Below are 19,777 nucleotides of genomic sequence, written 5' to 3'. Positions count from 1 at the left end.
GGTTACCGCAAAACATAAAAAACGGAGGTAGAAACTAATGACTAAGCCGGCAGATTACTACGTGTTCCATCGGGTTTATGAGATTGGATTCTGCGAGTACGCGACGGACACCACCGTCTTTATTGACGAAGATCCGACGCGATTCGAACGTGAATACGCCAACGTAAAACCGGAAGAGGCCATTAACTTCTCGCTTTCTGAGGCGGTAGCTCTTGCCTGGGAAATGATCGGCGAAGACGCCACCTGTATCATCGATTCCAACGGTTCGCCCTACGTGGATTGGCAGGCATTCAACGCAACACAATACGAGGAGGAAACAGTATATGAATAACGTTTACATGCTTCAAGATCACGTAGACCACGACCAGACAAGACGCTTAGAAGGAAAGGCGTACGCAGTTGATGCGGACAAGGCTCAGGAGTTAGTAGCGCGAGGAATCGCAGTTAAGGCGGATTTCCCAACGCTGGATAACATAAAGAGGAATATTGAGCGCGCGGTTGAGATGTACAAGGAACACGCCGACCGTACCGATAAGAACGCCGTCATGAGTGCGCATGAGCGGCAATACTCCGTACTTAAAGCGCGCGAAGCTCTTGACGAGAAGGTCGAGCAGCTAAAAAAGGACTACGAAACGGAACTCAAAGCGCTGACAGTTGTTGCGGCACAAAACGCATTTAAGGCAGAAGCGTCCACTCCGGAAGCACAGGCGTTTGTTGACGGCGTTCTCCTGCAAGTTCGAACAGGCAAGGCGGAGGATGTCGCGGAGATGATCCGTGCCCAACTGCCTACCATGCCCGCGGCTACAAAGGCTGAGTTAATGCGTAGGTTTGACGAGATCGAAAAGTATGCGCCGGCAACCGTTAACTCGTCCGGATCTGTTAGCGGTAAGACTGCGGGGATATTCCGTTCCTTGTTGCCGGCACTTCGTGATAACAGTTCCACGTTAGAATACAAGATGCTGACCACGATTCAAAGAGACGGCGCACCGGATACACCGTACCGTCTCCTTAAGATGAGACACCGTACGTACCAGCCGGGTTATCTTGCGTCAGAGGTATTTGGTCAGTACAGATCGGACCGCGAATATGAGGCCGCTATGCGCTCGCTAAAGGACGGTGAGTAATATGGGGAAACGTTTCAGGCTACCGCTGAACCTGCAGCTATTCGCGGAGGAAATAGAAGGCGAGGAACAGCCGCCAGCCGAATCGGATATCGACGCTTTGACCGGTAGGATTGACGAGTTAACAACCGCAATTAAGCGCCAGACACTCGCTAAGCTCGGATTGAAACCGGAGGAAATCGACTATGCTATCGAGCACATTGATGCGGATAACGAACGGGACATCCTGGCCGCAATATCGGAGTTTGGCGATGACTTGCCGGTCCTGGTCCGTGTTAAGCAACTGCAGCAATTGAGTGTACACGGGGCTGACCCAAACCTTAATAACGGATTTAGACAAATGCCGAAGCAGATTGACTATGCGGCCAAGGCTAAGCAAACAATCGAACGACTTAAAGCAAGCGGAAGAATAAGAAGATAACGGAGGCCCTTATCGGGGTCTCGTTTTAATTTAAGGGGGAATTGACATGTACGAAACAGAGATAGACGCACTATCAGCGCTCGAACCTGCCGCACGCCTAATCGCGCAGATAACGGAATGGCGGCGGCCAGGCGAGTACCGGTTCAAAGCGGATTTTCCAGCGGAATATAAACAATGGGTCCGCACCGCTAACATACTGCGTAAGTCTAAAGACCGGGATTTCCGCGACTACGGCCAGCACATGCGCCGGTTTAGCGATGTAACTACGGAACTGGACGAGCTGCCGAAGGATTCGCGCAAGTTCAGACGGAAGATGGCGGAGTTCGGGCGGGTCGTGGATCACGGCTTGAAGGTTCACGCCAGGATTAGCGAAAGGGTGGTGACTGACGATGGCATTTGATTTATTGGGGCGCATCAAGATTACCGATGATGGTGCGTCTCGAACGCTGGATAAGGTGCGCAGGGAAACCGACCAGTTACGGAGGATGACGGATCGGGCTAAGAGGGCAACGGATCTTTATACCGACTCGTCAGGCCGGTTACGTGACGCGCAAGGACGGTTTGCGGCCGCCGCTAGTCAGTCAGAATCCGCGCTCGGGCGATTCCGTAACTCGCTCGGAGGAACAAGCCGCGCACTCGGAACGGCTACGCGTCAGACAGGCGGACTTATTCGTCAGGTGGCCGCGCTTGGTACGGCTTATCTCGGAGTGCAGGCAGTCCAAGGGTTGTTTAGCAAGACGATAGGGGCGGCAGCTAATTACGAAATGAACAAAGTTTCGTTTGATGCGATGTTTGGCAAAGATTATACGAAGCAGGCTGGAGAATACCTTGCCTTTCTTCAAGAACGCGCGGATATATCCTCGCTCGAATTAAGCGACTTTATCACTGGGGGTAGAAGTGTTATCCCACTTACCAAAGACGTTGAGCAGCTTAAGAAGGCAACGAACCTTATGGAACGTTTGGCCGCGCTTGATCCCCTACAGGGAATGGAAGGAAGTTCACTAGCGATCCGTGAGATGCTATCCGGAGATTCCCAAAGTCTAGTGGAGCGATTCGAAATGCCTAGAAAAGTATTGAACGATATCAAGAATTTAGATATCGCGGATCAGCTCCGAGAACTCGATAAGTTATTTGAGAAGATGGGCGCAAGTAATGAGTTGATCGAAGCGCAATCCAAGACTTCACTCGGCCAATACAACAAGGCAATAGGGCGGATAACCACGTCGCTGAGAGAAATGGGGACGCGTGGACTCGATAAGATTGCGCCGTTGCTTCGTGATTTCAATAAATGGCTGGATAGCGCCGACTTCGAAAAACTCAAAGCGTGGGGTTCTGATGTGTTCTCTGGATTCGTTTCAGGTGCCGTGAATATGGTACGGAAGGCAACAGATTACCTCAATACCAACTTCATCAATAATCCGGAGTTCCAGCGGCTGCCCGACATCCAAGCCAAAATAAAATACATCTTTAACACTCTGTGGGATGACTTTACAGCATGGTACAACACTGACGGGTCGCGCAAAGGTTCAGGCGACTCGCAACGGATCTCACGAACACGCTCGGACGCCGCATTAAGTGCGTCGCCTCAATTGCTTGGTGCTGCCGCTAAGTTGGGCGTAGATATCGGCGCAGGCATCATTAAAGGCGTTCTATCCGATCCGTTACTCGCAGCGTTACTTGGCGGTGGTGCTGCGGCGAAGTTCCTCGGTGGTGGCGGAGGTAAGGGCGGCAAAGTCGCGGCATTAGCGATCAATCCGTACGTAGTCGGCGGTGGCGCAGCGTTGGCCGCGATGGGCTATAGTTCAAGCGTGTGGGAGAGCGTGAAGAGTAATCCGGACTCGATCTATAGTTCGAAGGTTATCGGCGGAGGCAGTAACGCGCCAGTAGTGCCGAACACGACGAAGATAACGGAATCGCAGGTTGACACCCTAGTCGGACATTTACGCGGCCATAACGGCGGACTCCTCCACGTCCCATACAACGGATATACTGCATCGTTGCACTCCGGTGAGGCCGTGTTGACTCGCGAAGAGGCCAAGCGTTGGAGGGGCGAGAGTGGCGCTAATTATGGTGACGGCGGTTCAGGCAGCGTAGTTATTACCGGAAATACGTTCCATGTACGCGAGGAAGCCGACATACAAAAGATAGCGCGGCAACTGGCGTATGCGATGGCGAGATAATTAACACTTGCGGAATCATTGGCGTTTAACACTGCGCTAGTGGTTCCGCCTTTTTTATTTACGAAGGAGGTACGCTAGTATGGCGAAGAAGAAACGCCGTTCACGTAGGCTGCCGCTAAATGAGCGCCACTATGCCGCAATCGAGTTATTATCGGATGTACCATCGCGTAATCACGAAGACATAGCGTATATTCTCGGGATTAGCCGCATGACGTTATACCGTTGGCGCCAACGTGAGGACTTCGACAAGGAATTACACAAAGCCATTATGCGGAAGGTACGCGCTAGACATCCTCGCAGAAAGACCCGATGGGAACTCGATACGCCTGCGCAGGTGGAGCGATTCTTTGTTGTTTCGGGATGGCTGTAACAAAAACGACAATTTAGTCGGATTATCCGAAATGTCTGCGGAATGGCTAAAAACGGCTGTATTTACGAGGAATAACCGTCGATTCGGCGGTAATTCTAGCGCGATTAACCTGTTACAAAACTACACTTTTCGGAAATTTTCCGTAGCCGACTACGTACGACTACTAGCGAATTTATCCGCCGCATGCCTGGGACGGACGTGCCCTCGAAAATTTCAGGGGGGTCCAACCGCATATTTATGCGCTAAATCGGTGTATAAACGGTTTGAATACGATGCATAATCGGACGTAATCGGACTAATGGCGTAACCATGCGGATTACAGCGTTAGCCGACACCGTTATGATTATCAATCAGCTAGGTATCGCGATGAATAACGAATGCATAACGGTCGATCCCGCGAAGGGCGGGGTGTGCCTCCCGCGAACGAACCCGAAATCTGATACCCGAAGAATCCGCGTAAAATTTTAAACTCATGGTGTTTGGGTAAGTATGGAAATGTTATTATATTTAGAGTAGGGAAATAGAGAGGGGCAAACTTTATGACGTCATTGGTTGTGGAACTTCAACGAGATGCACTAGACTCTAAAGTAAGTATTGCTGACTTAATAAAGAAGGCATATGTTGTTGCAAGAAAGCTGAATATTCCAGACTTCCAAAACTGGCTCCAAAATGAGATGAATCGGGTACACTGGCGGGGATACAGTACCGGAGTATCGAAATATAAAAGGGCAGGCTCAGTTCTATAATCCTTACTATGGGTGGAGGCCAATTGAGTTTGATGGTAGTAAACTACAAATGTTATTTAGTTCAAGAATGGTAGGCCAATCTGTAACAGAGCTTGAGTCAGCTGTTAAGAATTCAAAGGGAACTTTAGAAATGAGTTATCCAGTAGAGGGAGTAAAATTACTACAAAAACAGACTCCATTTCAAACTTCGTTTAGAATGCAAATTTCAAGTTCACAGGTAGAACAGATTCTTCATTCTGTTAGAAATATAATATTGGAATGGTCAATAAAGCTAGAAGAGGATGGTATAACAGGAGAAGGGATGAGTTTCTCGGTGAAAGAAAAAGAAACAGCAAAAGAGCACTCCTATAATATTGTAAATATTATTGAAAATATGAACCAGTCTCAAATACAACAAGCTACAACAGGATCTGAACAATCCTTAAGTATATCAAATTATAATAGCGATTCCCTGATTAAGTTTGTAGAAACCTTCGATGAGAATCTAAGCAAACTCAACCTGGCAGCTGACATTGAAAATGAAGTAAAGAAAGAATTGGCTAACATTAAAGAAGAAGCTAACTCTGAGAATCCTGATCATGGTGTAATTGAGCATTTTGCATTAATCTGAGTCCTTGATACACAAGGATTTCCACACATAAAAAAGGGACTTCACCCCAACTTGGCGAAGTTTTTCGGTGACCAAACCAAAAACCTCAAGAATGGAGGAAGTCACCTTGTATATTCTCCAAGAAAGTCTGTTTTCCTTTGAAGACCTGATACAAATTCATTCGAAAGATCGGTTGCCTATCTTTTTTAGTGCCTTGGATCTTCGTCCTTACGCGAAAGAACTGCGAAGTCGTTCACCCCGAGGGGCTGGTGGCCACTGTCGAGAAGGCATTTTGCGTGCCCTTTTAGCTGCTCCTCTTGAGCATATTCAGACCTTTACCGGCTTACATCATCGACTGGAAACTGATCTTCGATTTCGCTATCAATGTGGACTTTCGCTCGATCGTGAAGCTCCATCCATCGCTACATTAAGCCGAGTCTTTGCTGATCTGACGAAGAAAAACTTGGCTAAACAGTTGTTCGATGATTTGGTAAAACGCTGTAGACAAGAAGGCGTCATCGACGGCAGCCACGTCGCGATCGACAGCGCTGCGATCCATGCTTACGAAGAAAAGAAGCCCAAGAGAAAGAGCGAGCAAACGGGCAATGCCAACTGGGGAGCGAAGTTCGACTCCTTTGGCAACAAGGTCACTTGGTTCGGTTACAAGCTCCACCTGGCTGTGGATACGCAAAGTGAACTTCCGCTCGCTCTCGAAGTCACGCCAGCGCATGTCAATGATGGGGAGATGGCTCCAGGCTTGATTAAAACCGTAACTGCCGAAACCGACGTGAAATTCTTTATGCTCGATGCCGGCTACGACCAAATGAAGGTTTACGAAGCTGCCCGGAACGTGAAGGCGCAAGCTATTGTACCACTCAATCCTCGGGGAGAGAAGGAACCTCCTGCTGGAATGTCAACGAACGGAACGCCTTGCTGCTCCATGGGGTTTGCGATGACGTATTGGGGTGCTGACGACGATGTTTTGAAATTTCGCTGCCCTCACGCCACCGGTAAAGTCGATTGTCCACTAGGTATGACCGCTTGTTCCTCTTCCAACTACGGTATGGTGGTGAAGGTAGATGTGAAAGACGACCTGAGACGGTACAGCAGTCCGCATCGAGATACCAAGCGTTGGAAGGAACTTTACAATGAACGTACCAGTGTGGAACGATGCAACTCCAGAATGAAAACCCACCTTACCGCAGACAGCTTGCATGTCTGGGGGATTCAGAAAGTCACAACTCACCAGTATCTCAACGCTATTGTACTGCTCGTCTCTGCGCTTTCTGTAACAGGTAAAAAGAACAAAATAGCAGTTTAAAAAATAGAAACGGCAAAATTCTGCAGGTCTGTCCATTTTTAGAATGGAGCCACCATATAAGCTTGATCCTTATTGGATCCTGTTGTCTTTACGTCAATTTTCGAATTATGCAAAATGCTCAATTAAGAAAGGACTCACTTTGCTTAAGAAAACTCTTGGGGGGGTAAGTACCAATCTAATTGCCTCCGGATTGATACATGAGATGTCCAAATTAGACTTTCCATATCTATAATTAGGTTGATGAGGTTGTATCTTCATGCTATTATAATAGTAGAAACTAATCCGATAAGCGTAGATGTGACCGAATCAATCCGTTATGTGGCCGTAAGCTGAACGTTGATAAAACGCCAGTTATACCGGAAACGATAACGAAAATGTGACTCGAAATCAGTTAGGCGTCGCAAGGCGTGCGTGGGTTCGAATCCCACCCTTTCCGCCACCATCGTTTATAAGTTCCGCTGTTATGGATGTAAACGAGACGGTTACATAAGTTAGGTGTAAGCTGTATATGCACCTTTGAATAAGACACTCTCTTGCAAGGTTATCCTGCAGAGAGTGTTTTTCGATTTGCTAAGGAATTTATCCAATCCACTTGCTGAAGTGAAAAAAAGAAGGACCCGATTGGGCCCTTCCTTCTGGGTAGGCGGTGCTTGTGAATTGGAATCATTTTATCAGCACTTATGCGAACCTTGTCAATAGCTTCACTTGTCCAAGAGGTCAAGCATTCGGCTCATTTCCTTAGCTTGCAATCCGTGTGAATATCAGAAACCTCATGCGTCGTTCAGCTGCAACGTTCAACGGAACCACACCTCTCTCATGCACCGCCTGATTATAATGTGCGCCTGAAGCATGATTTGTATGCATGGTTACGTTGATGGAAATATATGCCTCGCTGTTCAATGAGGGATTCACGTGGATGGATATGTGGATCCATAAAGCCCAATTGATGGCGGAACCTGTATCACGCGAATGCCATCTGCAGATACAATGAATCAACAGTGACGCGGCTTATTTGATAAAAGTGAGCACAGCTTTCTTTTGTTACTTAGGCTGTACTCTGCGTTTATTCAACCATACACGGTCATCATTCTGGGTTTCTGGAAAGGTGTCACCCCGGCTCATTTTGATCTGGCGCGGATTCTCGATCCCCATGATATGGTCTCTGACGCCTACTTCCATATAAACCCCGTTGTTAGGGGCCTTGTCGCCTGCACGAAATTCGGTCTGTTCTCCCATTGCGGGTCTACCTCCTCATTATGATGGATGGACTGCATGTATTATCATGCGCCAATGGACGGCAAATCATCGCAGGGAATGTGAGAAAAGCGCGGTAATAAAGGGAAGAGTGCCTGTACGACAGGGAAAAGAAACTTGCATCCGATCATCCGTTCTGATATAGTATTATGGTGCGAGTTAGACTCGCTCCTTGCTCTCAACAGGGATTGAGGGCCGAAGTCCATAAGGAGGTGAAACATATGCGTCAAATATGAAGTGATGTACATTATTCGTACCTGACATTAGAACAAGAAGACTGTTTCAAGCTGCAGTCGATAAATTCCAAGGCATCATCTCCAACGGCGGAGAAATTACAAAGCATGACGTAATGGGTAAACGCCGTCTTGCGTATGAGATCAAGAAATTCCGTGATGGCGTATTCGTTCTGGTAAACTTCAACGCAACACCTGAAGTTGTAGCTGAACTTGAGCGTCTCATGAAGATTTCTGACGAAGTTATTCGTTATCTCATCACGAACGACGTTGCTTAAGATGTAGAAGACTTTGTAATTGATTTCGTTCTAGGAGGGGATTGGATTGTTGAACCGTGTCATTTTGATTGGCCGACTGACTAAGGATCCCGAGCTGCGATATACTCCTTCAGGTGTTGCTGTAACGCAATTTACACTTGCTGTTGATCGTCCATTTACTGGACAAGGCGGGGAGCGCGAAGCGGATTTTATTCCGGTCGTGACCTGGAGACAGCTTGCGGAGACTTGTGCCAACTATCTGCGTAAAGGCCGTCTGACGGCTGTTGAGGGGCGCATTCAAGTGCGGAATTACGAGAATAACGAAGGTAAGCGTGTATACGTCACCGAAGTCATTGCCGATAATGTTCGCTTCTTGGAGTCAAACCGTGAAACAAGCGGTGGCGGAGGAACTCGTGAGGAATCGTCGTTCAGCGGAGGAAGCAGCAGCAGCAATAGCAGCGGCGGAAACCGTGGGAACAATAACTACTCGCGAAACAACAATCAGGATCCTTTTTCCGATGAAGGAAAACCGATCGATATATCGGATGATGATTTGCCATTTTAATACGGAAAGGACTGACAACGCATGGCTTTTAAACAAAGAGAAGGCGGAGACAACGACAAAAGACCGGCACGCCGTGGCGGCCGTAACAAGCGTCGTAAAGTATGTTTCTTCACTGTGAACAAAATTACTCACATTGATTATAAAGATACAGATCTGCTCAAAAAATTCATCAGCGAGCGCGGAAAAATCTTGCCTCGTCGTGTAACAGGCACTAGTGCAAAATACCAGCGTGCTCTGACGATTGCGATCAAACGCTCCCGTCAAATCGCATTGCTTCCATACACAACTGAGTAATCATTGTGCTCCAGCGATCCAGCCTAACCATAGGCTGGATCGCTTTTTTATTGTGTAAGTCAACAGCTTGTCTGCGAGCAGAGGTAGCTTAGCAGGCATGATCCTTCTTGCTAGAGGTATAAATTGCCCCTCTGATAAAAGCTGAACGATCAGCAAAGAGAAAATGCCTGGGCTCATATCATCACAGCAGTGAAAGTAATCATCAAATTTATGGTGATATCAGTTTAACCAAATGTTGGGATACAATGTCTTCGTAGAAGAATACTGTCTCCTCAGAGTGTACATTTTGATTACATGGCTGTGCACAAGAAATACAAGTGCGGTGTAAAGCTTTCCAGTTTTAAAGCCCTGAAACCCTGTCTGTTTCAAATGGACATTGTCTATTGCAAGCAATACATTGTCAAGAATGATTTAGACCTTCATTCAGAAAGAAAAATTAAAAATAAACGGCTGAAAACCACCCTTCGAAAAAAATTCCTTCTATTATATATAGCTATACAGAGGCCACCTTAAATAAGCATGAAACCCATTAAATAAACAGTCCAAGAAATCTACAAGAGATGTATCGAAAAATGAGATCATTACAGCATCATTTATGCCTCTATATAGAAGAGGATGTTCTGCCTATTTAATCAGAGAGAACGCACATTGCTGTAATATTGCACTAAAGAAAATTTAATATTGTGATTACATAAAATTTGCAGAAATCTTTCAGTTCCCTGATGTCCACTCCAGGGATACAAGCGTACATGAAGTGGAAGCTCAATGATGTTAGTCTTATTATGCATATTCCTCCTCCATTATCCAAACGATAAGGAAAAAGGAGGTAGTTGTATGTGCAGAAGATTCTCACTATCCGCAGGGATCGATGAGGTGAATGAACGTTTTGGTATCCATCGGGTAATGTATTATTATAAGAGCCGGTATAATATTAGTCCAACCCAAACCATGCCCGTCATCGTACAGGAGCAGGGGGAGCGCGTGCTTGATGAGTATCGCTGGGGGCTGGTTCCATATTGGGGAAAGGACGCGGTCAATGCCGATTTTACGACAGTGGATCAGAACCCAACATACCGGAGAGCAATCGATACGAGACGATGCGTTATTCCATGCAACGGTTTATATTACTGGAGAACGATTGGTAAACGGGGTTATGCTGTCAGAACGGTTATCGGGGAGAATGAAATTTTCGGCATGGCAGGGCTATATGAGACATGGCGGGATGCCAGTAGGCAACGAAATGAGAACATGCACGGTCTTAATGACAGAAGCGAATGAAGCCATTCGGGAATTCGAAACGCGCATGCCAGCTATTTTGTCAGAAGAGAATATGCGCAAGTGGTTAGATCCTGAGGTCCAGGGAACGAATGCGGTCTATCCGCTGCTTAACACGTATCGGGGACAGATGCGGATGTATCCAGTAACACCACTTATAGCTGACGATTCGCATGATCATCAGCAGTGTATTGAAGAAATGGATTTAAAATTAGCTTGGGTGAAGAACCTATAGTTCGTAAGTATGAAAGACAAAGGTCGATTTATCTGACATGGAATTCAAAGCAAAAAGCAATCTGGAGCTGTGCTCGGGTTGCTTTTTTAGCGTTAATGGAGCAGTGGACTAAACTATGAAAATATGGAAAGCGGATGAATTACGTCATCTAATAACGAGTAAAAGCTTATGGTCAGAATGATATATAACATGGAATTAAGTTCTTGCTTTATCAAGAAGGAACTAAATGGTATTGTGTAATATAACATAACATTTATTTGACCGAAATATTGAAAAACAAAAGGTTTTAAATGATTAATAAAATACTGTGTTATGATTCATGACGTAAACAGTGCAAATACCAATGAGTTTATAGTTATTTATTGTAAATAAATCTTGATATTACATACATTTTCAGTAAACTAAGGATATACAACGGAAATAAACTTAATTATTACCCCCAAAAACGACGTTAAAAACATGATTTTTGAAGAAAAATAGAAAAAAAGTAATTGACGTTACCTAAATTTACACGTATCATAACATTAATTTTATAGGCAAGAAGATATTGCTAGAGACTTTGGCACTAATTGACCAATGGTATATTTTCTGTAAATCTTTCAATTTATTTCACATCATGCAATGACATCCCAGGAACTTTTAAGTATAAGTACCCGAAATTATTTAAGGATGATTTCAATATTCGTCCTGATAATTTATAGCAACAACATTTTTTAAGAGGAGGATTCGCATGAAGAAAAGAATGTCACTCTTGTTCGTGATCATGCTCATGGCCGTTACGGTTCTGGCAGCGTGCTCGGGCGGAGGAACAGCAGAACAGCCACCAAGTCAAGGGGAGCAAACAGAGCAACCACCAGCTGAAGGCAATGGCACAGAAACTACAGAACCGCCAGCCGAAGGTGGAGATGAGAGCCAAGGTTACTTCGAAGCTACTGATCCATCATTGAACCCAGCAGCTGCATTGAATCGTAAAGATACACTTATTGTTGGTATGACAGCACCAAAAGGGGTATTTAGCCCATTCTACTGGCAAACTGCATATGACAAATTTGTTGTAGAAGCTATGTTCGACTCTTTCTTCTCTATTCAAGGTGACGGTACTTACGCGAACCGTTTGGCTGAAAGTGTTGAGGTTTCCGAGGATAAGTTGAAGTATACATTCAAATTGAAACCAGGCGTTACCTATTCAAACGGTGACCCGGTTACAGTAAAAGATTATGCGTTTGCAATGAAGGTTTATCATGATTCCAGCTATGACGGTCAAACCGATATGCTGTCTGTCAACATCAAAGGCGGTAAAGAGTATAACGAAGGCAAAGCTACCGATATTTCCGGTATTAAAGTTATCGATGATAACACGATTGAAATTGAAGTTACAGAAGCAAATGCGATGACAAAAGACAATCTCGGAACCGTTTCGTTTGTTCCAGAATCTTACTATGGCAAAGGTTACAAGCAAGGAAATCTCGAGTACATGAAAGAACTGCACGCTAAACCTATTGGCAGCGGTCAATATGTACTGAAGAGCTTCTCCCCAGGTCAAGAGGTAGTATTGGAAGCAAATCCTAACTATTTCCTGGGCGCACCAAAAATCAAAAACGTAATTTACAAAACAACAACTGAAGAAACCAGATTGGCTATGTTCCAATCCGGTGAGATCGATATGGATATGGTTACAGTAAACGAGGATAATGTAGAGGCTTTGAAAGAAATGGGTCTTCCTGGACATTAACATTTTCCCAACCAATGGTTATGGCTATGTTGCAATGAACCATAAAGATCCAAAATTCCAAGATCCTAAAGTCCGTCAGGCTTTGATCTATGGTTTGAACCGTGCAGAAGTTGTAGAAATCATCTATGGTCAATATGCTAACGTGATCAACATTCCACAGTCCAGCCAATCATGGGCTTACACAGAAGAAGGCATTGAGCCTCACGAGTTTGATATGGAGAAAGCGAAGCAGCTTCTTGATGAAGCAGGCTGGGCACCAGGTGCTGACGGCATCCGCGAAAAAGACGGCAAGAAATTTGAAATTCATTTCTCTGCTACAGCAGACAACCCGGTAATTGATGCGCTGATTCCAGTAATGACTCAAAATTACCAAGAGTTGGGTATCAAATTAACCGCAGAAACTTTGGATTTTAACGCCATCATGGACAAGAAGGATAAAGGCGAGTTCGAAATGTTCTTTGCTGCATGGGGCTTGACTCCAGATCCAGACTCCACTGTATATATTACGGATGGAAATCAGAACGATATCGGATACTCCAATCCTGCTTATGACGCAGCTATGAAAAAAGGTTTGAACGCCTTTGATCTGGAAGAACGTAAAGCAGCTTATGCAGAAGCATATCGAATTCTGAACGCAGATGTTCCGGACCTCCCGATTTATCAAAGACGTGATGCATGGACAATCAACTCCAGATTGAACGGCATCGATATTACGCCTTACAAAACTTTCGCTATTGATCTTTACAAAGCGGAAATTGAACAATAGCATCAAGAAACATATGCTCAGCTCGCAAGAGCTGGGCATATCCACTTATAAGCCGGGAGGAATATTATGAAGCAGTACATTATCCGGAGGCTGCTGCAGATTATCCCGACAATGATCGGGATTTCAATTATCATATTTGCTATATCATCTTTGGTACCAGGTGATTATATCACTGCAGTGAACAACCCGACGATGACTGCTGAGAAGGCAGCACAGCTTCGGGCAATTTACGGTTTGGATAAGCCGCCAGTCGAGCGTTATCTGACGTGGGTCGGCAATATGTTAAAGGGTAATCTCGGAGATTCCCTTGTGCACAAACAACCTGTTACAACCGTAATGGGGAACTATGTATGGAATTCCTTTTTTATTGCCTTTTTCAGTTTGATATTGAGTTGGATTATTGCAATATTTGCTGGCGTATTCTCAGCCAAGTTCCAATACTCTTTATTTGATAAGATTGTCACATTAGTTATCTTTTTGTGTATGTCACTGCCTTCTTTCTTTATTGGACTCCTTCTTATCAAGTTTTTAGCTTTGGATTTAGGGTGGTTCCCGGTTGGCGGCATGAAGACTTCAGGGTTTAATGGAAACACATGGGATCAACTTGTTGATATTGCATGGCATATGTTCATGCCGGTTACCGTACTTACCATGCTAAGCACAGGTGGTTTGACGCGGTATTTCCGTACAAGCATGCTGGAAGTTATCCGTCAGGATTACATTCGGACTGCTCGGGCTAAAGGCTTGAAAGAACGTACGGTTATCTTCAAGCATGCGCTGCGCAATGCAATGCTCCCTGCGATCACTTTGATGGGCTTCGAACTACCAAGCTTATTTGGTGGGGCCATCATTTTGGAGAAGATTTTCATCTGGCCCGGGGTAGGTCAAGTATATCTGGAATCCATCAGCATGCGGGATTATCCGTTTATGCTAGGTTTCACGGTATTCATATCTATACTGACACTTCTCGGCAACCTGTTGTCTGACGTTCTGTATGGAGCTGCAGATCCAAGAATTCGCTTAAAGTAGGAGGAGATTCATTTGTCCGCAGAGGCTGCACCATTAAAAACGAATCTACCAGTTCAGAAGAAGCAGCCGGATTCTCCATGGCGAATAGCTATTCGCCGTTTTTCCAGAAACCGTCTCGCTGTCATTGGACTTTTCATAATCGTATTTATGTTTTTGTTATGTTTTGTTGGCCCAGTATTCTCACCTTATTCCTTATATGATTACAGTGTAGCTGACAAGAATTTGCCCCCAAGCTCGAAGTTCTGGCTAGGAACCGATAAACTGGGGCGTGACATTCTCCTGCGTATGATGCTCGCGGGCAGAATATCCCTTACGGTTGGACTTGTAGCCACAGGGATTTCCATTATTATCGGTGCCACCCTTGGCGCTTTGGCAGGATTTTATCGCAGATGGGTAGATACGCTGATTATGCGTATGGCTGACATCTTCATGGCCTTGCCTACACTGCCGATCCTCATTATTTTGGGTGCTATCTTGTCCGACTTGAAGGTCGAACCAGCAGATCGTATCTATTTCCTAATGCTGATTATCGGTGTACTCGGCTGGAGCGGTATTTCCCGTCTCGTGCGGGGGCAAATATTGACTCTTCGTGAACAGGAGTTTATGCAGGCAACGGAAGCTTTGGGGCTTAAAGATCGTCGGAAAATCTTCCGTCATTTGCTGCCCAATACGATTCCTATCATTATTGTATCGGCAACATTAGGCGTAGCAGGTGCGATTATTTATGAATCTGCATTAAGCTTTCTCGGGGTTGGTGTTGTTCCACCAACGCCATCATGGGGGAATATGATCTCAGCCGCAAACAATTTGATTGACTTCCGTAAGAGACCGTGGCTCTGGATACCGCCAGGCATGTGCATTCTTGTAACGGTTGTAGCAATCAACTTGATTGGTGACGGGCTTCGCGACGCACTTGACCCGAAAATGAAGAAGTAGGAGATGCGAATATGGCAAAAGAATTAGTTGAATTCCGTAATTTAAAAACGCATTTTCAAACCTCCGCAGGTACTGTAAAAGCCGTCGACGATGTCAGCTTCAAAATCCGTGAAGGCGAAACACTGTGCGTGGTAGGTGAATCGGGCTGTGGTAAAAGCGTGACAGCCATGTCACTCATGCGTTTAATTGATACACCTCCAGTAGGGGGCGAGATTTTTTATGATGGCAAGGACCTTCTGAAGATGAGCAAGCGCGAAATGAGCTTGATTCGTGGTAATGATATCGCCATGATCTTCCAGGAACCGATGACCTCACTCAACCCGGTATTGACGATCGGGGAACAAATTGTTGAACCGATTCTGCTTCATCAGTTGGTTAATCGTAAAGAAGCAAAAAAACGTGCAATTGACCTCATTAATCTCGTTGGGATTCCGCGTGCGGAGAAGATTTTCGACTCTTATCCGCATGAACTTAGTGGCGGTATGCGCCAGCGGATCATGATTGCCATTGCACTCAGCTGTAATCCGAAGCTCTTGATCGCTGATGAGCCAACAACAGCACTCGACGTTACGATTCAGGCCCAGATTCTGGATCTGATGCGCGATATTAAAGGGAAGCTGAACACATCCATTATGTTAATTACGCATGACCTGGGTGTGGTCGCCGAGATGGCGGATTATGTTGTAGTTATGTATGCAGGCAAAGTCATTGAAGAAGCGCCTGTAATCGAGCTCTTCAAGCATCCGAAGCATCCTTATACCAAAGGACTTCTGAAAGCTAAACCGATTATTAACCAGACGCAGGAACGTCTGTACTCAATTCCGGGACAGGTTCCAAACCCGGTGGATCTTGGAGACAACTGTCATTTCCATGATCGCTGTGAATCGTGCATGCAGATATGTACAGAGAAAACACCTCCGCTCGGTACCGATCCGAATGGCCACAAGGTCGCTTGCTGGTTGTATGAAGAGGAGGGGAAAGCACAATGAGTCAGGCACTGGTCGAAATTGATGGTTTGAAGAAATACTTTCCCATTACCGGCGGCATATTGCAGCGGACGGTGGGCAATGTAAAAGCGGTCGATGGCGTCAGCTTTTCCATTAACAAAGGCGAATCATTTGGGCTTGTAGGCGAATCAGGCTGCGGTAAGAGCACCATTGGCCGGACCATTCTTCGCTTGCTGGAAAAAACAGAAGGTAAAGTAATCTTCAATGGTCAGGATATCCATTCATTATCTAAAGAGAAATTGCGTGCACTTCGTCCGAAAATGCAAATCGTGTTTCAGGATCCATTTAGCTCGCTGAACCCAAGAATTAAAGTAGGGGAAGCGATTGGCGAGGCTCTGATTGACCACGGCTTAGTTAATCGCAGAGAACTTAAAGACCGGGTTATTGAAACGCTTGAGATCTGCGGCCTTGCCGCATATCACTATGATCGTTATCCGCATGAATTCTCTGGCGGACAACGACAACGGATCGGGATTGCCCGTGCGTTGATTCTAAATCCCGACTTTATCGTAGCGGATGAGCCCGTATCGGCATTGGATGTTTCAATCCAAGCGCAAATCATCAACTTGCTTAGTGACTTGCAGCGTGAGAAGCAGTTGACCTATCTGTTCATTTCTCATGATCTCAGCGTTGTAGAGCATTTGTGCAATCGAATTGGGGTAATGTATCTGGGATCGATGGTAGAAATGGCCAGCAAGGAAGAGCTGTTCCGCAATCCGCTGCATCCTTATACCAAAGCGTTGCTGTCAGCCGTACCCGTACCGGATCCAACGCTGAAGCGCGATCGGATCGTACTGAAAGGCGACATTCCAAGCCCGGCGAATCCGCCATCCGGCTGTAAGTTCCACACTCGCTGTCCGCTGGCTTCGGATCTGTGCAAACAGGAGATTCCAGAATACCGCAATATGGGCGATAATCATTTTGTAGCTTGTCACTACGCTTAATATGACTCTTCTTATCTAAATTTTCTGACAATTAACTTCATATGGATAAGAAGTTTAACAGAGTTACTGAAGGATTTCCTCCGTCTATGGGCGGATGGGGGTCCTTTTTTCCGTTAAACCAGTGAATGAACTTACAAATATTCCTAAATATTTTTTTTGAAAAAAAGCAGACCAAATGCCCGTTTCATCCGTCTAATAGTATGGAGGGCTAAATTCTATGAAAAAACGGTGGCTTTGGCTGGTGATGGTATTGTTAATAACCGTACCCATTGGGGCGGTGGTCATAGGAAATATAGAACGAGCGGGGTTTAGGCCCAAGGTGGACGCGCGAGCGGTTGTCTTGATGGATCTGAACACCGGGCGTATTTTGCTCAGCGAGAACGGCGATATCCCCTTACCGCCTGCAAGCATGTCCAAGCTGATGACAGAATTGGTGATACTGGATGATATCAAAACAGGAAAAAAATCCTGGGATGATGAAGTTCAGATCAGCGATACGGCAAGCGGCGTAAGTGGAATTAAGATTGCCTTAAAGTCCGGTGAATTCCTTACGGTGCGCGAGTTGTTCCAGAGCATAACGGTTTATTCGGCCAATGATGCCGCCGTCGCTCTTGCGGAGCATTTTGCAGGTTCCGAGGAGGCGTTTGTCCAGAAGATGAATGCCAAGGCTAAAGAGATCGGGATGTCCAGTTCTACGCATTTCGTGAATGCTTCGGGCGTAGAGAGCCATACGGACAACGACCAGGAATGGTCTTCGGAGAGAGAAACCGTGATGACAGCCGAAGACACTGCCAAGCTTGCCGCGCATTTGATTAAAAGCCACCCCGATATTCTCAGCACCTCCAGCAAGACTCAAACGAAAATAAGTGGACGAAATTTATATTTAAGCAACACCAACTGGATGCTGCCGTCACTGGGAGGCCCCTACTCTTATGAAGGTACAGACGGCTTAAAGACAGGATACACGGTCAACGCAGGGTACTGTTTCACGGGTACAGCCGAGAAGCAAGGCAGCCGGCTTATCGCGGTTGTCATGGGAACTGAATCCAAAGAAGCAAGATTTGAGGAGACCCGAAAGCTATTTGACTACGGATTTGCCAAAACGTTAACATGGAAAGAGCGGCTGGATGACTGGTTTCAATATTCGGGAATCGCAGCTGCTCTTTCGCATGATAAGCTTGCTCTTTCACATGATAAGCTTGCTGTTTAGCTGATAGATGAAGATTTGGTAGATTTATAGAACTGCCCGTGAAGGGTTCACAATTGATAATCATCTGGTTTACAATAGATGATGTGCTGAAGCTGGTCTTCTAAATAAAAGTGAGTCAACGGGAGGATATCCCGTTTAATAAGGAAAGGAGGGTGAGCCAAGTAGCTTTGGGTGCAATTAAGGGCCTTTAACGATCTGACTTATCCATTAATTTATTTTATAATAAAGAAGGAATCGAACTCATGAAGAGGAAATCAATATATATTACTCTCGCTGTTGTCATACTGCTGGGATCATCCGCATTTTTGTTCAGAACACAGCTTGCGGTTGTAGCCTTTGATTTGTTTATGGCAAAGGATGTAGAGGAATCATTGCAGAAATCGTATAAACCGCTGCAGAGCGACAAGACACCCGAGCCTGTAGTACTTCAAAGCGAACCGTTCTCTGTCATGCTGCTGGGCAGTGACCAGCGGGAGGATGAGCCTGCGCGTTCGGACACGTTGATCTATGCAGTTGTGCGTCCACTGGATTCCAAGGTGCTGCTCATTTCAGTTCCAAGGGACACGTATGTCGATATTATCGGTAAGGACAAGAAGGATAAGATTAACCACGCATTTGCCTTTGGTGGTCATCAGATGGCCAAAGATACGATGGAAGCATTTTTTGAGGAGGACCTCAACTATTATGCCTCCATTAATTTTCAGGGATTGAAGGACGTGGTTGACGCCATTGGCGGGGTTGAACTGCCGATTGGCAAGGATATCGTCAATAAAGGCAAAGACCACGAGAAATTTACAATCGAGGCAAACAAGCCGATTTACAACGGTGAGGAAGCCTTGAATTATGTGCGTTACCGTGAAGATAGCGACTTTAATCGGGCGAAGAGACAACAGGTGTTTCTGGATGTCGCTGCCAAGCGGGTCATGAAGCTTGATCAGATCGGCAAGGTGCCGGAGCTGATTGAGATCATGGGTGATAATTTCCAAACCGACATGCAGCCAAAGTTCATTATTGATCTGGCCAAGCAGATGCTGACTGGAGGCAAGGTGGATATGACCAGCTATACGATTATGGGCGAAGGCATGAAAATAGGCGGTGTTTATTATAATGAACCCGATATGGAAGATGTGCAGGAAGCCCGCGATCTGATTGACAGCTGGATGAATCCGAACACACCGGCCAACCAACTGCTGCAGCCAAAAGATGCAGAGAAGCAAAAACTGAAATAAATAAACACCGGTACTTCCGGATGATGGTCATAGTGCGTTGCTTCACCTCAATCAGCAGTCCGG

Annotated in this window: 16 protein-coding genes and 4 pseudogenes; 19 read left to right on the top strand and 1 reads right to left on the bottom strand. The window is 45.8% G+C overall.

Annotation, left to right across the window (positions count from 1 at the left end; genetic code table 11):
* Nucleotides 1-37 precede the first annotated feature (37 nt).
* The 8 genes and pseudogenes from PVOR_RS01730 (at nucleotide 38) to PVOR_RS01690 (ending at nucleotide 6,748) form a co-directional block, all read left to right on the top strand.
* Nucleotides 38-331, top strand: a complete 294-nt coding sequence (locus tag PVOR_RS01730; protein WP_006207347.1) for a hypothetical protein — start codon at nucleotides 38-40, stop codon at nucleotides 329-331.
* Nucleotides 324-1,124: a hypothetical protein gene (locus tag PVOR_RS01725; protein ID WP_006207346.1), complete on the top strand. Its 801-nt coding sequence runs from the start codon at nucleotides 324-326 to the stop codon at nucleotides 1,122-1,124. Before PVOR_RS01730 ends, PVOR_RS01725 begins: the two co-directional genes overlap by 8 nt.
* Nucleotide 1,125: 1 nt before the next feature.
* Nucleotides 1,126-1,542, top strand: coding sequence for a hypothetical protein (locus tag PVOR_RS01720; RefSeq protein WP_006207345.1), 417 nt, complete (start codon nucleotides 1,126-1,128; stop codon nucleotides 1,540-1,542).
* A 46-nt stretch (nucleotides 1,543-1,588) separates the two neighbouring features.
* Complete coding sequence (locus tag PVOR_RS01715) at nucleotides 1,589-1,942, top strand: hypothetical protein (RefSeq protein ID WP_006207344.1); 354 nt, start codon at nucleotides 1,589-1,591, stop codon at nucleotides 1,940-1,942.
* Nucleotides 1,932-3,722 (top strand): hypothetical protein, encoded by a 1,791-nt coding sequence (locus tag PVOR_RS01710; RefSeq protein WP_006207343.1) that lies wholly within the window; start codon nucleotides 1,932-1,934, stop codon nucleotides 3,720-3,722. Before PVOR_RS01715 ends, PVOR_RS01710 begins: the two co-directional genes overlap by 11 nt.
* A 79-nt stretch (nucleotides 3,723-3,801) precedes the next feature.
* Nucleotides 3,802-4,092, top strand: coding sequence for a phBC6A51 family helix-turn-helix protein (locus PVOR_RS01705; protein WP_006207342.1), 291 nt, complete (start codon nucleotides 3,802-3,804; stop codon nucleotides 4,090-4,092).
* A gap of 539 nt (nucleotides 4,093-4,631) precedes the next feature.
* Nucleotides 4,632-5,448, top strand: a pseudogene (locus tag PVOR_RS01695) (AbiTii domain-containing protein).
* A 106-nt stretch (nucleotides 5,449-5,554) separates the two neighbouring features.
* Entirely contained in the window at nucleotides 5,555-6,748 is a 1,194-nt protein-coding gene (locus PVOR_RS01690; RefSeq protein ID WP_006207339.1) for a transposase, read from the top strand.
* Nucleotides 6,749-7,789: 1,041 nt separating this feature from the next.
* Here the strand turns inward: PVOR_RS01690 and PVOR_RS01685 are convergent.
* On the bottom strand, nucleotides 7,790-7,984 hold the full coding sequence (locus tag PVOR_RS01685; RefSeq protein ID WP_006207336.1) for a YjzC family protein: 195 nt from the start codon (nucleotides 7,982-7,984) through the stop codon (nucleotides 7,790-7,792).
* Between the two features lie 258 nt (nucleotides 7,985-8,242).
* Here PVOR_RS01685 and rpsF point away from each other — a divergent pair.
* The 11 genes and pseudogenes from rpsF (at nucleotide 8,243) to PVOR_RS01625 (ending at nucleotide 19,714) form a co-directional block, all read left to right on the top strand.
* A pseudogene (gene rpsF, locus PVOR_RS01680) lies at nucleotides 8,243-8,513 on the top strand (30S ribosomal protein S6).
* 46 nt (nucleotides 8,514-8,559) lie between these two features.
* Nucleotides 8,560-9,057 carry a single-stranded DNA-binding protein gene (gene ssb / locus PVOR_RS01675; protein WP_006207334.1) on the top strand — a complete coding sequence of 166 codons (498 nt, stop codon included), beginning with the start codon at nucleotides 8,560-8,562 and terminating at the stop codon, nucleotides 9,055-9,057.
* A gap of 21 nt (nucleotides 9,058-9,078) precedes the next feature.
* A complete protein-coding gene (gene rpsR, locus PVOR_RS01670; RefSeq protein ID WP_006207333.1) occupies nucleotides 9,079-9,351 on the top strand; it encodes a 30S ribosomal protein S18 in 273 nt (90 codons plus the stop codon).
* 834 nt (nucleotides 9,352-10,185) lie between these two features.
* A pseudogene (locus tag PVOR_RS01660) lies at nucleotides 10,186-10,861 on the top strand (SOS response-associated peptidase).
* Nucleotides 10,862-11,591: 730 nt separating this feature from the next.
* A pseudogene (locus PVOR_RS01655) lies at nucleotides 11,592-13,359 on the top strand (ABC transporter substrate-binding protein).
* A 66-nt stretch (nucleotides 13,360-13,425) separates the two neighbouring features.
* Nucleotides 13,426-14,388, top strand: coding sequence for an ABC transporter permease (locus PVOR_RS01650; RefSeq protein WP_006207328.1), 963 nt, complete (start codon nucleotides 13,426-13,428; stop codon nucleotides 14,386-14,388).
* A gap of 12 nt (nucleotides 14,389-14,400) precedes the next feature.
* Nucleotides 14,401-15,324, top strand: a complete 924-nt coding sequence (opp4C, locus tag PVOR_RS01645) for an oligopeptide ABC transporter permease (RefSeq protein ID WP_006207327.1) — start codon at nucleotides 14,401-14,403, stop codon at nucleotides 15,322-15,324.
* Nucleotides 15,325-15,335: 11 nt separating this feature from the next.
* On the top strand, nucleotides 15,336-16,313 hold the full coding sequence (locus PVOR_RS01640) for an ABC transporter ATP-binding protein (RefSeq protein ID WP_006207326.1): 978 nt from the start codon (nucleotides 15,336-15,338) through the stop codon (nucleotides 16,311-16,313).
* Nucleotides 16,310-17,275 carry an ABC transporter ATP-binding protein gene (locus tag PVOR_RS01635; protein WP_006207325.1) on the top strand — a complete coding sequence of 322 codons (966 nt, stop codon included), beginning with the start codon at nucleotides 16,310-16,312 and terminating at the stop codon, nucleotides 17,273-17,275. The genes PVOR_RS01640 and PVOR_RS01635 overlap by 4 nt, the downstream gene beginning before the upstream one ends.
* A gap of 217 nt (nucleotides 17,276-17,492) precedes the next feature.
* Entirely contained in the window at nucleotides 17,493-18,485 is a 993-nt protein-coding gene (locus PVOR_RS01630; protein WP_006207324.1) for a D-alanyl-D-alanine carboxypeptidase family protein, read from the top strand.
* A 242-nt stretch (nucleotides 18,486-18,727) separates the two neighbouring features.
* Complete coding sequence (locus tag PVOR_RS01625) at nucleotides 18,728-19,714, top strand: LCP family protein (RefSeq protein ID WP_006207323.1); 987 nt, start codon at nucleotides 18,728-18,730, stop codon at nucleotides 19,712-19,714.
* The last annotated feature ends 63 nt before the right edge of the window (nucleotides 19,715-19,777 follow it).

It is taken from the genome of Paenibacillus vortex V453, assembly GCF_000193415.1.
GTDB classification, from domain to species: domain Bacteria; phylum Bacillota; class Bacilli; order Paenibacillales; family Paenibacillaceae; genus Paenibacillus_AQ; species Paenibacillus_AQ glucanolyticus.
Note: the sequence above shows the minus strand (reverse complement) of the source record. Positions and strands in the feature narration are given on the sequence as shown.

Excerpts from the sequence above, each read along its gene's own strand:
- PVOR_RS01730 (WP_006207347.1), top strand. The coding sequence starts at position 38 with ATGACTAAGCCGGCAGATTACTACGTGTTCCATCGGGTTTATGAGATT.
- PVOR_RS01725 (WP_006207346.1), top strand. The coding sequence starts at position 324 with ATGAATAACGTTTACATGCTTCAAGATCACGTAGACCACGACCAGACA.
- PVOR_RS01720 (WP_006207345.1), top strand. The coding sequence starts at position 1,126 with ATGGGGAAACGTTTCAGGCTACCGCTGAACCTGCAGCTATTCGCGGAG.
- PVOR_RS01715 (WP_006207344.1), top strand. The coding sequence starts at position 1,589 with ATGTACGAAACAGAGATAGACGCACTATCAGCGCTCGAACCTGCCGCA.
- PVOR_RS01710 (WP_006207343.1), top strand. The coding sequence starts at position 1,932 with ATGGCATTTGATTTATTGGGGCGCATCAAGATTACCGATGATGGTGCG.
- PVOR_RS01705 (WP_006207342.1), top strand. The coding sequence starts at position 3,802 with ATGGCGAAGAAGAAACGCCGTTCACGTAGGCTGCCGCTAAATGAGCGC.
- PVOR_RS01685 (WP_006207336.1), bottom strand. The coding sequence starts at position 7,984 with ATGGGAGAACAGACCGAATTTCGTGCAGGCGACAAGGCCCCTAACAAC.
- rpsR (WP_006207333.1), top strand. The coding sequence starts at position 9,079 with ATGGCTTTTAAACAAAGAGAAGGCGGAGACAACGACAAAAGACCGGCA.
- PVOR_RS01650 (WP_006207328.1), top strand. The coding sequence starts at position 13,426 with ATGAAGCAGTACATTATCCGGAGGCTGCTGCAGATTATCCCGACAATG.
- PVOR_RS01640 (WP_006207326.1), top strand. The coding sequence starts at position 15,336 with ATGGCAAAAGAATTAGTTGAATTCCGTAATTTAAAAACGCATTTTCAA.
- PVOR_RS01635 (WP_006207325.1), top strand. The coding sequence starts at position 16,310 with ATGAGTCAGGCACTGGTCGAAATTGATGGTTTGAAGAAATACTTTCCC.
- PVOR_RS01630 (WP_006207324.1), top strand. The coding sequence starts at position 17,493 with ATGAAAAAACGGTGGCTTTGGCTGGTGATGGTATTGTTAATAACCGTA.
- PVOR_RS01625 (WP_006207323.1), top strand. The coding sequence starts at position 18,728 with ATGAAGAGGAAATCAATATATATTACTCTCGCTGTTGTCATACTGCTG.